The sequence below is a fragment of the Methylobacterium sp. Gmos3 genome (assembly GCF_056430985.1).
The window spans coordinates 343,865-358,574 of sequence record NZ_JBWJYL010000006.1 but is presented as its reverse complement, the minus strand read 5'-3'; the positions used below and the strand labels follow the sequence as shown (position 1 = coordinate 358,574).

Below are 14,710 nucleotides of genomic sequence, written 5' to 3'. Positions count from 1 at the left end.
TCGCAGCGCAATCGCCCGATGCGAATGCTGCCGCCGCATTTGCAACAAGCTCTAAGTCTCGCGAAAAGATGGGTTAATAGGCAGTGGGACAGCCTAGGATAGTGCACCTTGGCTTCTACACCCGCTATTTCCCCGCTGTTGGGGCCTGCGACGTCTTGTCGAGGTCGCCTTCAGGGCCGATCCTCGGATCGCGCCCTCGCCTCCCCTTCGCCCGCTCGCGCCCTAGCTCGGGCCGAGGCGGAGCGTGGGGGGAAGCGTGGCGATACAGGGCGAGCGGGTTCGGGTGCTCAACGATGTGGAGCCCGACGGTGAGGGCCGCTACGTCCTCTACCTGATGCAGCAGGCCAACCGCGCCCGCTTCAACCCGGCCCTCGAACTCGCCATCGAGGAGGCGAATCGGCTGAAACTGCCGGTGGTGGCCTGTTTCGGCCTGCTCGACGGCAAGAGCGGCTTCCCCGAGGCCAACGCCCGGCACTACGCCTTCCTGCTCCAGGGGCTCGCGGAGGCGAAGGCGGGGCTGGAGAAGCGCGGCATCGCCTTCGTGATGCGCAAGGCCTCCCCGGCGAAGGTCGCCATCGCCCTCGCGGACGAGGCGGCGCTCCTCGTCCTCGACCGGGGTTATCTCGCGATCCAGAAGGCTTGGTACGCCGAGATCGGCAAGCATGTCGGCTGCCGGATCGTGCAGGTCGAGGGCGACGTGGTGGTGCCGGTCGAGACCGCCTCGACCAAGCACGAATTCGCCGCCCGCACCCTGCGGCCGAAGCTGAACCGGCTCTGGGACCCGTTCATCGAAGACCTGCGGTCGCGCCCGGTGAAGCACAAGGCGGACACGCTCGGCCTCAAGAGCGAGATCGACGTCTCCGACCCGGACAAGGTGCTCGCGGGCATGAGCCTCGACCGGGAGGTCGGCCCGGTGAAGCGCTTCGTCGGCGGTGAGGATGAGGCGCGCAAGCGGCTGAAGGCGTTCCTCAAGGACGGGTTCGAGGGCTACGGCGCCGGGCGCAACAAGCCCGAGGCGGCGGCGGCCTCGCATATGAGCCCCTACCTGCATTTCGGGCAGATCTCCCCCGTCGAGATCGCCCTCGCCATCCGCGAGGCCAAGGCGGGGGACGACGAGGATCGCGGCGCCTATCTGGAGGAGCTGATCGTCCGGCGTGAGCTCGCCATGAACCACGTGTTCTACACGAAGGGCTACGACGAGTACGACAAGGCCGTGCCCGACTGGGCGCGCAAGACGCTGGCCGACCACGCCGAGGACGAACGCCCGCACACCTACACGGAAAAGCAGCTCGCGGCCGGCGAGACCCACGACCATTACTGGAACGTGGCCATGCGCGAGATGCGCGAGACCGGCTACATGCACAACCAGCTGCGGATGTACTGGGGCAAGAAGATCCTCGAATGGTCGCCCTCGCCCAAGGAGGGTTTCGCCCGCACCCTGCGGCTGAACAACCGCTACTTCCTGGATGGGCGGGACGCGAACTCCTTCACCAACGTCGCCTGGGTCTACGGCCTGCACGACCGCCCCTGGCAGCAGCGCAAGGTGTTCGGCACCGTCCGCTACCAGAGCGAGAACTCGCTCAAGAAGTTCGACGCGAAATCCTATGCAAAGGCCGTGGAGACGCTCTGCGCGGCGGAGGGCTGAACGCCCTCGCGCTTCGTGCCCCGGCCCGCTAAGCCTTTCGCGGAGCGAAAGACGAAGGACGGCGATGTCGGGGCAGCTTGAGGCGGAGACGGACGAGGCGCCGAGAACCCGTTCCCGCACCGGCCGCTCGATCGCCCGGCTCCGCTCGGTGTCGATGGACGCCTACCCCCTCTGGCGCTCGCGGCTGCTGTTCCTCGTGGGGGGCATCTGCGTCGGCCTCGCGGCGGTGGTGATGGCCAAGGGCGCCGACCTCGCGCAGGAGGGGTTCAAGGCGCTCACCGCTCCCTCGCCCTTCATCGCCCTGGCGCTGACCCCGGCGGGCTTCGCCCTCGCCGCCTTGCTCGCCAAGACCGTGTTTCCGAACTCTCAGGGCTCGGGCATCCCCCAGGTCATCGCCGCGCGGCACGCCCGCGATGCCCGGTTCCGCCACGGGTTGATCTCCCTGCGGGTCGGATTCGGCAAGGTGGTGGTGCTGTTCCTCGGCCTGCTCTGCGGCGCCTCGGCGGGGCGCGAGGGGCCGACCGTGCAGGTCGGCGCGGTGATCATGGCCGCTTTCGGCCGCCTGACGCCGGACCGGCTGCCCGGCCTGCTGCTCGCGGGCGGCGCGGCCGGGGTGGCGGCGGCCTTCAACACGCCGCTCGCCGGCATCGTGTTCGGCATCGAGGAGCTGGGCCGGGCCTACGAGGCGCGCTCCTCCGGGCTGATCGTGGCCGGCATCGTCGCCGCCGGCCTGACCTCCCTGTGGCTCATGGGCAATTACACCTATTTCGGCACGACGCCCGCCGCCCTTCCCCTCTCGGCGGGGTGGATCGTGCCGGTGCTCGCCGTGGTCGGCGGCCTCGCGGGCGGGGCCTTCAGCCGCCTCGTGATCCTGTTCGCCCGGGGCCTGCCGGGGCGGGCCGGACGGCTCGTCGCCCGCAGGCCGATCGTGTTCGCGGCGTTCTGCGGCCTCCTTGTCGCCCTGTGCGGCCTCGCCACCCACGGGGCGGCCCACGGCACGGGCTACGAGGAGGCGCGCACCATCCTGCACGGCGACGCCCCGGCGAGCCTCCTCTACGCGCCGCTGAAGTTCCTCGCGACGGTGCTGAGTTCGGTGAGCGGCATCCCCGGCGGGCTGTTCGCGCCCTCCCTGGCGATCGGAGCCGGGCTCGGGGGCATGATGCATCCCCTCGTGTCGGACGTGCCGGTGGGCGCCGTCGTGCTCGTCGGGATGGTGGCCTATCTCACGGGGGTGTTGCAGGCGCCGATCACCAGCTTCGTCATCGTCACCGAGATGACCCAGAACCACGCCCTGATGATCCCGCTCATGGTGGCCGCGCTGATCGCGGACGCGGCCTCGAAGGCGGTGTGCCGGGGCGGGCTCTACCACACCCTCGCGGAGATCATGCTGGAGCGCGCCGACGTCCAGGCCGAACCCGTGACCCGCACCGCCTGAGAATAAAGGCTTCATCCGGGGCCGGCGGGACGGAACAGTCCCGCTTGGCCGCAGGTTGACTGCGCGATTGACGACCGCCCGGCGCCTCCCGCCGGGCCAAGGGAGGATGCCTGATGACCCTTCTGAAATGGGCCCTGATCTGCTTCGTGATCTCGCTGATCGCGGGTGGCCTCGGCTTCACCGGCATCGCGTCGGGCGCGGGCTCGCTGGCGCGGATCCTGTTCGGCCTGTTCCTGATCGTGGCGATCGTGATCGTCGTCATCGCCTTCGCCGTCGGGCAGGTGGTGTTCTAGTCCCATGCGCGGACGCGTCTGCCTCGTCACGGGCGCGACGGGCGGCATCGGCTACGAGACGGCCCTCGGGCTCGCGCGGATGGGCGCGCGGGTCGGCCTCGTCGGGCGGGATGCCGGCAAGCTCGCCGGCTGCGCGGACAAGATCCGCGCGGCGGCGCCGGAGGCGCGGGTGGACACCTACCGCGCCGACCTGTCCTCGCAGGCGGAGATCCGCCGCCTCGCGGGCGAGGTTCGCGCGGCCTGCCCGCAGCTCCACCTGCTCGTGAACAATGCGGGCGCCATCTTCGACCGCCGCGAGACGACGGTCGACGGCATCGAGCGCACCTGGGCGCTCGATCATCTCGGCTACGTCCTGCTCACCCTCGAACTCCTCGACACCCTGGCGACGACGGCGGGATCCGGCGGCAAGCCCCGGATCGTCAACGTCGCCTCGGCGGCGCATTACCGGGGCCATATCGACTTCGCCGACCTCGGCGGGGTGAAGTCCTTCGGCGCGATGCGCGCCTATTCGCAGGCGAAGCTCGGCAACGTGCTGTTCACCTACGCCCTGGCGCGGCGCCTCGCCGGCCGGGGCATCACCGTGAATTGCCTGCATCCCGGCGTGGTCGATACGGGCTTCGCCAAGAACACCAGCGGCCTGTTCGGCATGGCCTGGAACCTGATCCGCCCCTTCCTGATCACCCCCGAGAAGGGGGCCCGCACCTCGCTGCACGTCGCCACCGCGCCGGAGCTCGACGGCGTGACGGGCCGCTACTTCTCCCACGGCAAGCCCAAGACCTCCTCCTCGGAAAGCCGGGACGAGGCGGTGCAGGAGCGCCTCTGGCGGGTGAGCCTCGATCAGGTCGGCCGCGACGCCTGAGCCGCCATCGTCTTTGCGAGGCGGTGCCGAAGCAATCCAGGGCGCGACTTGTCCGGACAAGACGGCGCCGGCTGGATTGCTTCGCTTTCGCTCGCAAAGACGGCGAGGGAGTCATGCCTGCTGCGGTTCGGCCTCAGGCCGCGACCGCCCGCGCATCCTCCGGCTTGGCCTGGATCTCGATGAACACCCGCGTCACGTCCGGATCGCGGGCCTTCAGCGCCTTGTCGAGCCTTGAGACCGCCGCCTCGACCGCCCCGGCGGTGAGGTCGTCGGCCATGTCGAGGCTGAGATTCACGAGGATGTCGCTCGGCCCGAGATGCTGGGTCAGCACCTCGTTCACATGGATCACCCCTGGCTCGTCCCGCACGATCTCGTTGATCGCCTGCACCAGGGCGGGGTCGGCGGCCTCGCCGATGAGGAGGCCGTGGGTCTCGATCATTAGGAACACCGCCATCCCGATCAGGACGAGCCCGATGCCGATGGAGGCCGCGCCGTCCAGGGCCGGCTTCTCCAGGACATGCGCCAGCAGGACGCCGGCGAGCGCGATGACGAGGCCCGCCAGCGCCGCCGTGTCCTCCGCGAGGATCGTGAACAGGCTCGGATCCTTGCTGCGCCGGATCGCGTGGATCGCGGAGTGTTTGCCCTTCTCGGCCCAGAACTGCTTCATGGCCACGGCCCAGGAATAGCCCTCCGCGGCGATGGAGAAGCCGAGGATGGCGAGGTTCACGTACAGGCCGGGGATCGTATAGCCGAAGAGATGCGCGTCCTTGTCAGGCTCGGGATGCAGCATCCGCTCCACGCCCTCGTAGATGGCGAACAGGCCGCCGCCGAGGAAGATCATCAGCGCTACGACGAAGGCGTAGAAATACACCTCGCGCCCGTAGCCGAAGGGATGTCGGGCGTCGGCGGGCTTCTCGGCCCGCTTCAGCCCGATGAGGAGCAGGATCTGGTTGAGCGTGTCCACCACCGAGTGCACGCCCTCGGCGATCATCGCCGTCGAGCCCGTGAGGAAGCCGCCCGCGAACTTCGCCACCGCGATGGCGAGGTTGGCCCCGGCTGCGGCGTAGATCGCGCCCGTGCTCTCGTGTGCCAACCGTCACGCCCTCCCCCGCGCCCGGCCGGCGCCGGGAGAGAAGGAGCTTGGCCGCCCCCCGGTTCCCGGACCATGGACGGAAGCGCCCGCGCCGTGCATCGTGGCCGCCCGAATGGGAGGCAGCATGGCGGACACGGCCTACGACCCGAACAACGTCTTCGGCAAGATCCTGCGGGGCGAGATGCCCGCGCACACAGTCTACGAGGACGAGCACACCCTGGCCTTCATGGACGTGATGCCCCAGGGCGAGGGCCACACCCTGGTCATTCCGAAGGCGCCCTCGCGCGGGCTGCTCGATGCCGAGCCGGAGACGCTCGCCGCGCTGATGCGCAGCGTCCAGATCGTCGCCCGCGCGGTGAAGACGGCCTTCGCCGCCGACGGACTGACGGTTTTCCAGTTCAACGAGGCGGCGGGCGGGCAAACGGTGTTTCACCTGCACGTCCACATCATCCCCCGGAGGGAGGGCGTGCCCCTGAAGCGCCACGAGGGCGGCATGGCCGATCCGGCGCTGCTCGCCGCCCACGCGGAAAGGATCCGCGCGGCGCTGAAGGGCTGATCGGTCGGGCGGGAGTGTTGCAAACCTCGTCCCGCAACGTCACCTCAGTGTCTGACCGAGAAGTCGGCGGTTCTTTCACCCTCAACCTCATCCTGAGGTGCCGGAGCGCAGCGGAGGCCTCGAAGGAGGGCTCCAGAGATCGCAGCGCGGTCTGGAGCCCTCCTTCGAGGCCGCTGCGCGGCACCTCAGGATGAGGGGGAATGAGGGGAGGAATCGATTTTCCGGCCAGACTCTCAGGATGAGGTGAGGGGCGGGAGTGCTGCTGATCGCCCTTCCCCGTCAGATCGCGCGCGCTTCGGCCTCCATCATCTGCGTGAGGCGGCGGCGGAGGGCGGCGTTCTCGGCCTCCAGCTCGCCGACCCGGCGCAGAAGGGCGGTCATGGTCAGGTCGGGGGCGGTCTCGGAGGCGTCGGCGCCGTTGTCGAAGGTCACGCCGATTCCGTCCTCGCGGCGCCAGCGCAATTGCGCGCGGTAGGTGCGGTCCTTCTGCGGAATATGCAGGTCGAATTTCTCGGGCAGCGTCGCGGTCTCGCTGAGCAACAGGCGTGCGCCCGTGCTCGACATGTCGCGCACCAGACAATCGATGCTCGACGAGCCGTTGTTGAAGTAGATCCGTCCCTTCAAAAACACCCGGAGGCGCGGCTGCCTTCGCTGTTCCATGGACATGCGACGATTTCCGATAAGCGCGAACGCGGCCACTGTGCCGACCGCGAGTTAAGGAATATTCGCCATAATCGCAGACGCAGGCCGGCTTAGGCGAGGAAGCGCCGGTCGACGGTCTGAAACAGGTAGAAGCCGTTGAAGCGCACGGCGGTGTCGGCGGCGCGGCCGTCGAAATCGAGGGGCGGCCGGCAGCCATCGTCGATCTTGCCGCCGAAGGTCCAGCGGCCGGACCCGATGAAGGGTGGCACCGCGCTCGATTCGGGGACGGCGCAGCACAGGCCCTCCACCTCGGTCAGCCGGAAGAGGTTGTAGTTCCGCATCGGAAACCCTCCGCTTGGCCGCCCTCGGAGGCTGATCCTCGCCGCAACGCGAGGAATCAGCTTGACCGTTGTCATAATGGCACAATGAGCCGCGTTTGTGTCAGTCAGGTTTCAGGGATGTTGCGCTCCCATTCCTCGATCCAGATGCGGGCCGATCCATCGGACGGCGCCCGCCAGTCCCCCCGGGGCGAGAGGGCCCCGCCCGCCGCCACCTTGGGTCCGTTGGGGATAGCCGAGCGCTTGAACTGGCTGAAGGCGAAGAAGCGCTTCAGGAACACCCCGAGCCAGAGCCGGATCTCCGGCAGGCCGTAGGCGACGCGCTTCTCGGCCGGGAAGTCCGGCGGCCACGCGCCGCGCGCCGCGTCCCCCCAGGCATGGAGGGCGAGGAACGCGATCTTCGACGGGCGGAACCCGTAGCGCAGGGTGTAGAACAGGGTGAAGTCCTGCAGGGCGTAGGGGCCGATGGCCGCTTCGGTGCTCTGGGGCGCCTCGTCGGCCTCCGCCGGCACCAATTCCGGCGAGATCTCGGTATCGAGGACGGCCCGAAGCACGCGGCCTTCGTCCGTGCTGAACAAGCCGGACGAAATCACCCAGCGGATCAGGTGCTGGATCAGGGTCTTGGGCACGCCGGCATTGACGGCGTAGTGGCTCATCTGGTCCCCGACGCCGTAGGTGCACCAGCCCAGCGCCAGTTCCGACAGGTCGCCCGTGCCGATCACGAGGCCCCCCGCCTGGTTGGCGAGGCGGAACAGGTAATCGGTGCGCAGGCCCGCCTGCACGTTCTCGAAGGTGATGTCGTAGACCTTCTCCCCCGCCGCGTAGGGATGGCCCATGTCGGCGAGCATCCGCTCGGCGGCGGGGCGGATGTCGATCTCGGCGGCCGTGGTGCCGAGCCCCTTCATCAGCGCGTGGGCGTTGGTCTTGGTGCCCGCCGAGGTGGCGAAGCCCGGCATCGTGTAGGCGAGGATGTCCGCGCGCGGATAACCCAGCCGGTCGAAGGCCTTGGCGGCGACGATCAGGGCGTGGGTCGAATCGAGGCCGCCGGAGATGCCGATGACGACCTTCCTGGTGCCGGTGGCCTCCAGCCGCTGGGCGAGGCCGGCGACCTGGATGTTGTAGGCCTCGTAGCAATCCTGCGCGAGGCGGGCGGAATCGTTCGGCACGAAGGGGAAGCGCTCCACCTTCCGCATCAGGCCGAGATCGTCGGCCGGGGGATCGACCCGGAACGGCACCCGGCGCCAGGGGCCGGAGGGCGCGGCGCGGGCGTCGTCGTCGAAACTGCCGGCCTGAAGGCGCTCCTGCGCGATCCGGTCGAGGTCGATGTCGGCCAGCGTCGCCACCGGCTTCCAGGCGAAGCGCTCGCCCTCGGCGAGGCGCTCGCCACATTCGTCGATGCTGGTCTGCCCGTCCCAGGCGAGGTCGGTGGTCGATTCGCCGTGGCCGGCGGCGGCGTAGAGATAGGCGCAGGCCCCCCGCATCGAGGCCGAGCGCGACAGCACTTCCCGCGCCTCCGCCCGGCCGATGGTGATCGGGCTGCCGGAGGGGTTGGCGAGCACCGTCGCCCCGGCGAGGACAGCGTCCATGCCCGGCGCCTGCGGCACCCACAGGTCTTCGCAGATCTCGATGCCGACCACGAGGCCGGGCAGGTCCTGCGCCTCGAACAGGAGGTCCGTCCCGAAGGGAATCGCGTGGCCCCCGACCAGGATCGTCTCGCCGGTGATGCCGCACCCGGAGGCGAAATGGCGCTTCTCGTAGAACTCGCGGTAGTTCGGCAGGAAGGTCTTGGGCACGGCGCCGAGGAGCCGCCCGCCCTGGATCGCCAGGGCGCAATTGTAGAGGCGGTGGCGCCAGCGCAGCGGCGCGCCGACGATCAGCAGCGGCCGCAGGGCTTGCGTGCGGGCGGCGAGCTCTCCGGCCGCCGCCTCGACGGCATCGAGCAGCACCTGCTGCAACAGCAGGTCCTCGATGGCGTAGGCCGAGAGCGCCAGTTCCGGGAAGACGGCCAGGGCCGCGCCCTGCGCATGGCAGGTCTCGGCCAGGGCGAGAATCGCCGCGCCGTTGCGGGCGGGATCGCCCGGATGGCTACGCCCGGTGCAGGCGGCGACGCGGGCGAAGCCGTGCCGGTAGAGCGACCGGAAGGTCGCCTGGGAAGCGCTTGGGTTCGACACGTACCGGCCCGTCTCCGAAACTCACCGCATCCTTAGTATGGGGCGTCGGATCGCTCCAGCGAACGCCCGCGCCGAAAGCCCCCGTTAACGCTGACGCTTCTAACTCTGCCGAGCCGCCGAAGGCCGGTGGCCCTGTATCCAGCGTTTCATTGGAAGCCCATGCGCGCATCGGGACGACCCCCGCACTCCCACCGTGACCCTGCCCGCCCGGTGCGGGGCGGTGACCGTTCCGGGCTGTCGCTCGGGGCCCTGGCCCATCGCTTGATGGCGTTGCGCGCCACCCTCACCCGCCGCCTCGCCGGCAGCGCCGCCGGCCCGTCGCGGGTCGGCTACGGCACGTCCGGCCGCCGCGCCGAGCCGAGCTGGCTGACCCCGCCGACCGCCATGGTCGGCCGCGAGGGTCTGGAACGCGCCCCGCGCCTCGACTGGGCGGACGAGATGGCCCCCGCCACGCCGTCCTGGCCCTCGGCCGTGTTCGATGACCGGGCGATGCCCCCCCTGCCCCGTGCCGAGAGCCGAATCGACCGTCAGGCCTCCACGCCCGGCGTGCTGGTGCGCCAGCCCCGCCGGCCCGATGCCATCGCGCCCGAGGAACCCTTCGCCGACACCTCTTCACCCGCGCCTGCGCCTGCCCCCGTGGCCGCGCCCGTCGCGCCGCCGCAGGCCTCCTCCGTGCGCTACGTCCGTACGCCGGATTCGGTGCTGCAGGAGCGCCGCCAGCGGGCGCTGGAGGCCGAGCGCGTCGCCCTGGAGCGCGCCCGCGCCGAGGCCCAGGCCGCCGCCCTCGCCGTCGAGGCCGAGCGCCGCGCCCGCGAGGAGGCCTCGGCCTCTGCCGCCGCCGCGCCCGCCCGCGCCGAATCCCTCGCGGCCGAGGCCGGCCTGCCGCGCTGGCAGCAGCCTTTCGTCGCCAATCCCGGCGTGCGCTACTTCCGCACCCCCGATCGCCGTCCCGTCGCCGTGGCCGCCGCACCCGTTCCGGCCCCGGTCGCCCCGCCCGAGCCGCGCGACTGGTCCGACCTGTCCGACTGGTCGCAGGCGCAGCCCTGGTTCGGCGGGGACGATTGGTCCTCCGTCGATGTCTGGGCCTCCCTCGACACCCCGGCTCCCGCGCTCGAGGCTGCGCCGCCGGCCCCCGAGACCGTGGTCGCCGTGCCCCTCGACATCTCGCTGCTGCGCGACCTGCCGCCGAAGCCGGCCTATGTCCTCGACCGTCTCGTGCGCTTCGACCAGCCGCCCCGCCCCGCCGAGGCGCAGGATAACGGCCGTGCGGCCGAGCCGGCCCCGGCCGAGAAGCCCGGCCTTTCGCTGGTCTTCGGCCCGCATCAGGCCGCCGCGCCGACCCTTTCGCCGCGCAAGCCGACCATGCCCTGCGCCATGGCGGCGCGGGCGGCGATCCGCGCCGGCTTCCAGCCTGCCCCGGCAGCCCCGGCGCCCGTTGCCGCTCCGGTGGAGACGCGCACCGAGGAGCGCGTGGTGATCCCCCTCGCCGTCCGGCCCGCGCTGCTGCGTGGCCGCGCCGCCCCGGCGCCCGAGCCCACCCCCGCGCCGGAGGTGATCGAGGTCCAGGCCGCGCCGGTCGAGGAGGCCGCGCCGCTGGACCCATTCGCGCCGGAGCAGGTCACGCCCGAGCAAGTCACGTCGGAATCCGCCCCTGCGAACCTGCCCCTCGTGGCGGCCCGCCCGCGCATGATCGCGGCGCCGCGCCACCTCGAGATCGCCTCCTTCGACAACGCCTATTACGAGCTGCCCTCCCTCGATCTCCTCGCCCTGCCGGCCCCCAACGCCGGCGAGGAAGTCGATGCCGACGTGCTGGAGCAGAACGCCCTCAACTTGCAGCAGACGGTGCAGGATTTTGGCGTGCGCGGTGACATCCTGGCCGTGCGCCCCGGCCCGGTCGTGACCCTCTACGAGCTGGAGCCGGCGCCCGGCACCAAGTCGAGCCGCGTCATCGCCCTCTCGGACGACATCGCCCGCTCCATGTCGGCGGTCTCGGCCCGCGTCGCCGTGGTGCCCGGCCGCAACGTCATCGGCATCGAGTTGCCGAACGAGGTGCGCGAGACCGTGTACCTGCGCGAACTCCTCGCCTCCGAGGATTTCGTGGATTCGAAGCACAAGCTCGCCCTGTGCCTCGGCAAGAACATCGGCGGCGAGCCGATCATCGCCGACCTCGCGCGGATGCCGCACCTGCTGGTCGCCGGCACCACCGGCTCCGGCAAGTCGGTCGCCATCAACACGATGATCCTGAGCCTGCTCTACCGGCTGAAGCCGGAAGAGTGCCGCCTCATCATGGTCGATCCCAAGATGCTGGAACTGTCGGTCTACGACGGTATCCCGCACCTGCTCTCCCCCGTCGTCATCGACCCGAAGAAGGCGGTCATCGCCCTCAAATGGGCGGTGCGCGAGATGGAGGAGCGCTACAAGAAGATGTCGAAGATCGCCGTGCGCAACATCGACGGCTACAACGCGCGGATGAAGGAGGCCCGGGAGAAGGGCGAGACCATCACCCGCACGGTGCAGACCGGCGTGAACCGCGAGACCGGCGAGGTGATCTACGAGCAGGAGGAGATGGACCTCTCGGCCCTCCCCTACATCGTCATCGTGGTCGATGAGATGGCCGACCTGATGATGGTGGCCGGCAAGGACATCGAAGGCGCCATCCAGCGCCTCGCGCAGATGGCCCGCGCGGCCGGCATCCACCTGATCATGGCGACGCAGCGCCCTTCGGTGGATGTCATCACCGGCACGATCAAGGCGAACTTCCCGACCCGGATCTCCTTCCAGGTGACGAGCAAGATCGACAGCCGAACGATCCTCGGCGAGATGGGCGCGGAGCAGTTGCTCGGCCAGGGCGACATGCTGTTCATGGCCGGCGGCGGGCGCACGACCCGCGTCCACGGGCCGTTCTGCTCGGACAGCGAGGTCGAGAGCGTCGTGGCGCACCTGAAGCGCCAGGGCCGCCCGAGCTACCTCGACGCCGTGACCGCCGACGACACGCCGGAGGACGCGCCGAAGGAGACCGGCCGTCGCGGCAAGGCGGCGGAGAAGGCCGAGCGCGCCGAGGAGCCGGAGGAGGACGCCCCCGTCTTCGACATCAGCGCCTTCGCGGCGGCGACGGGCGGCGATTCGGACGACCTGTACAAGCAGGCGATCGAGGTGGTGCTGCGCGACCAGAAGGCCTCGACCAGCTACATCCAGCGCCGGCTACAGATCGGCTACAACCGCGCCGCCTCGATCATGGAGCGCATGGAGATCGAGGGGATCGTCGGCCCGGCCAACCACGCCGGCAAGCGCGAGATCCTCGTGAACGGCGGCACCCACGGCGCGGGGGTGATGTACGACGACGAGTGAACACGCCGCTCCCTCATTTCACTCTCCCTCCCCCCTCTGCGGGGGAGGGTACCCTGCGAAGCAGGGGGGGAGAGGGGAGCGACGGTGCCGGATAGGTCGCGACCGCAGACACATCCTGCGACTGTCGCGCTGCCCCTCTCCCGACCCCCTTTGGGGGCCACCCTCCCCCGCAGAGGGGGGAGGGAAACACACACCGCGTCGCATCTTCGCCACAGGGCGGGTCTCTAAGCGGACTTCGCCCCTTTTCCGCCCGAGCCGCGCACCTCCGCGGTGCAAGGAGTCCCTGGATGATCGGCCGCCGCACTCGCCAAGCCGGCACCCTGATCGCCGCGAGCCTGTGGCTCGCGCCGCTTCCGGCGCAGGCGCAGGTTCAGTCGTTCCTCGACGGCTTGTTCGGCGGCCGCAAGGAGCAGGCGGCGCCCGAGCCCGAGGCCGCGCCGGAAGCCCCCGCGCCCAAGAAGGCGGCGCCGAAGGACTCCGCCAAGGCCGCATCGGCCAAGGACAAGCCCACCGACAAGACCGGCAGCATCAAGCCCGGCGCCGCGAAGGCCGCCGAGAAGGCGCCCGCGATGCCGGCCCGCCAGCCCGAATCCAAGGTCGCGACCGTGGCGACGCCTGCCCCTGCCTCCGCCGAGCCCGCCGACCCGGCGACCGTGCTCGCCCAGGCCAACGCCTATTTCAACGGTATCTCGACGCTGACCGGCGCGTTCATGCAGATCGGCCCGGACGGGCGGCGCATCGGCGGCAAGCTTACGCTCGCCAAGCCCGGCCGCCTGCGCTTCGACTACGACGCCCCCTCCCCCCTCGAAGTGGTGGCGGACGGCACGTCGGTGGCGGTGCGCGACAAGAAGCTCGCCACCCAGGACCTCTACTTCATCGCCCAGACGCCCCTGAAATTCCTGCTGCGCGAGAAGATCGACCTCGCCCGCGACCTGTCGGTGACGGACGTGTCGAACGATCCGGCCGGGGTGCGCATCAGCCTGGAGGACCGGGCGACCTTCGGCGGCACCTCGCGGATCCAATTGCTGTTCGACCCCGAGGTGAAGACCCTGTCGCAATGGCGGATCACCGATCCGCAGGGCTACGTCACCACCGTGCAACTCTCGAACCTGCAGAAGGGCAAGCCGGTCGAGGCCAGCCTGTTCTTCATCAATTACGGCCGGGCCGAGGACAAGGCGGCGCAGCAGGCGATCCAATCCTCGCAACGCCAGTAGACCGACCGCCCGTGCGCCTCACCGTCACCACCTGGAACATCAACTCGGTGCGCCTGCGCATCGACCTCGTTCTGCGCTTCCTCGCCGAGCACAAGCCGGACGTCTTGTGCCTGCAGGAGACCAAGTGCCCGGACGACGCCTTCCCCCTGAAGGCGCTCCGGGGCTCGGGCTACGAGCACGTCGTGTTCGCCGGGCAGAAGGGCTACAACGGCGTCGCCATCCTCTCGCGGCTGCCGCTCCACACCCGCGACGTGATGGGCTTCTGCGGCAAGCCCGATGCCCGCCACATCTCGGCGGCGCTGGGGCCGGAGGCCGGACAGGCGGCGGGCCTCGTCCTGCACAATTTCTACGTCCCGGCCGGCGGCGACGTGCCCGACCGCGACCTCAATCCGAAATTCGCGCACAAGCTCGACTTCTTGCAGGAGTTGCGCGCCTGGGGCGGCAAGCGCCCCTCCGGCCCGGCGATCCTCGTGGGCGACCTCAACGTCGCGCCCCTCGAACACGATGTGTGGTCGCACAAGCAGTTGCTCGACGTGGTGAGCCACACCCCCGGCGAGACCGAGGCGCTCGAAACCCTGCGCGGCGAGGCCGGGTGGATCGACGCGGCGCGCCACCTCACCCCCGAGCCCGAGAAGATCTACACGTGGTGGAGCTACCGCTCCCCCGACTGGAACGCCGCCGACAAGGGGCGCCGCCTCGACCACGCCTGGGTCTCCCCCGACCTCGCGGGCACGGTGCGTTCCGTCACGGTGCTGCGCGAGGCCCGCGGCTGGGAGCGCCCGTCCGACCATGCGCCCGTGACGCTGGCGCTGGACCTGTAGGGCCAGCCCGAGCTTTCCATCGCACCCTGTCCCACCCTCCCCTCATCCCAAAGGTCTGCATTCCCCTCGCCCCGCTTGCGGGGAGAGGACCGCGACGACCCCGTCGTCGGCGCGGCGAGGCGGCAGCCGAAGTTGAGGGGGCGTGCCGGACGGGGCTCCTCCGGCGAGCCCCCCTCACCCCCGCTCCGGCTTCGCCTGTGCTCCCCGCCGACACGACGAGGTGTCGGCGGGCCTCTCCCCACAGGCGGGGAGAGGGGAAGCCCGCGCCATTCCAGCCCTGCGCGGACACAATGGC

At 70.3% G+C, this 14,710-nt stretch carries 12 protein-coding genes; 8 read left to right on the top strand and 4 right to left on the bottom strand.

Translation table 11 applies throughout. The features are described from left to right. Window positions 1–256 precede the first annotated feature (256 nt). From ACS5Q7_RS14890 to ACS5Q7_RS14875, 4 genes are all read left to right on the top strand, one after another. Window positions 257–1,645 carry a deoxyribodipyrimidine photo-lyase gene (locus tag ACS5Q7_RS14890; RefSeq protein WP_478340064.1) on the top strand — a complete coding sequence of 463 codons (1,389 nt, stop codon included), beginning with the start codon at window positions 257–259 and terminating at the stop codon, window positions 1,643–1,645. 154 nt (window positions 1,646–1,799) lie between these two features. After that, entirely contained in the window at window positions 1,800–3,080 is a 1,281-nt protein-coding gene (locus tag ACS5Q7_RS14885; protein WP_478340146.1) for a chloride channel protein, read from the top strand. Window positions 3,081–3,193: 113 nt separating this feature from the next. Further along, window positions 3,194–3,373, top strand: coding sequence for a DUF1328 domain-containing protein (locus ACS5Q7_RS14880; protein WP_238247486.1), 180 nt, complete (start codon window positions 3,194–3,196; stop codon window positions 3,371–3,373). A 4-nt stretch (window positions 3,374–3,377) separates the two neighbouring features. Then, entirely contained in the window at window positions 3,378–4,232 is an 855-nt protein-coding gene (locus tag ACS5Q7_RS14875) for an SDR family oxidoreductase (protein ID WP_478340063.1), read from the top strand. Between the two features lie 133 nt (window positions 4,233–4,365). On the opposite strand, the gene ACS5Q7_RS14870 is transcribed toward ACS5Q7_RS14875, so the two are convergent. After that, entirely contained in the window at window positions 4,366–5,325 is a 960-nt protein-coding gene (locus ACS5Q7_RS14870; protein WP_478340062.1) for a cation diffusion facilitator family transporter, read from the bottom strand. A 124-nt stretch (window positions 5,326–5,449) separates the two neighbouring features. Here ACS5Q7_RS14870 and ACS5Q7_RS14865 point away from each other — a divergent pair, with 124 nt between their 5' ends. Continuing rightward, a complete protein-coding gene (locus ACS5Q7_RS14865; protein WP_478340061.1) occupies window positions 5,450–5,881 on the top strand; it encodes an HIT family protein in 432 nt (143 codons plus the stop codon). 279 nt (window positions 5,882–6,160) lie between these two features. On the opposite strand, the gene ACS5Q7_RS14860 is transcribed toward ACS5Q7_RS14865, so the two are convergent. The 3 genes from ACS5Q7_RS14860 to ACS5Q7_RS14850 form a co-directional block, all read right to left on the bottom strand. After that, window positions 6,161–6,547, bottom strand: coding sequence for a PilZ domain-containing protein (locus tag ACS5Q7_RS14860; protein WP_478340145.1), 387 nt, complete (start codon window positions 6,545–6,547; stop codon window positions 6,161–6,163). A gap of 86 nt (window positions 6,548–6,633) precedes the next feature. Beyond that, on the bottom strand, window positions 6,634–6,864 hold the full coding sequence (locus ACS5Q7_RS14855; protein WP_478340060.1) for a hypothetical protein: 231 nt from the start codon (window positions 6,862–6,864) through the stop codon (window positions 6,634–6,636). A 104-nt stretch (window positions 6,865–6,968) separates the two neighbouring features. Continuing rightward, window positions 6,969–9,032 (bottom strand): NAD(+) synthase, encoded by a 2,064-nt coding sequence (locus ACS5Q7_RS14850; protein WP_478340059.1) that lies wholly within the window; start codon window positions 9,030–9,032, stop codon window positions 6,969–6,971. 264 nt (window positions 9,033–9,296) lie between these two features. Between ACS5Q7_RS14850 and ACS5Q7_RS14845 the strand changes: the two genes are divergently transcribed. The 3 genes from ACS5Q7_RS14845 to xth all read left to right on the top strand — a co-directional run bounded on the left by ACS5Q7_RS14845 (window position 9,297) and on the right by xth (window position 14,415). Then, a complete protein-coding gene (locus ACS5Q7_RS14845) occupies window positions 9,297–12,380 on the top strand; it encodes a DNA translocase FtsK (protein WP_478340058.1) in 3,084 nt (1,027 codons plus the stop codon). 287 nt (window positions 12,381–12,667) lie between these two features. Further along, a complete protein-coding gene (locus tag ACS5Q7_RS14840) occupies window positions 12,668–13,594 on the top strand; it encodes a LolA family protein (RefSeq protein WP_478340057.1) in 927 nt (308 codons plus the stop codon). An 11-nt stretch (window positions 13,595–13,605) separates the two neighbouring features. Continuing rightward, window positions 13,606–14,415 (top strand): exodeoxyribonuclease III, encoded by an 810-nt coding sequence (gene xth / locus ACS5Q7_RS14835; RefSeq protein ID WP_478340056.1) that lies wholly within the window; start codon window positions 13,606–13,608, stop codon window positions 14,413–14,415. The last annotated feature ends 295 nt before the right edge of the window (window positions 14,416–14,710 follow it).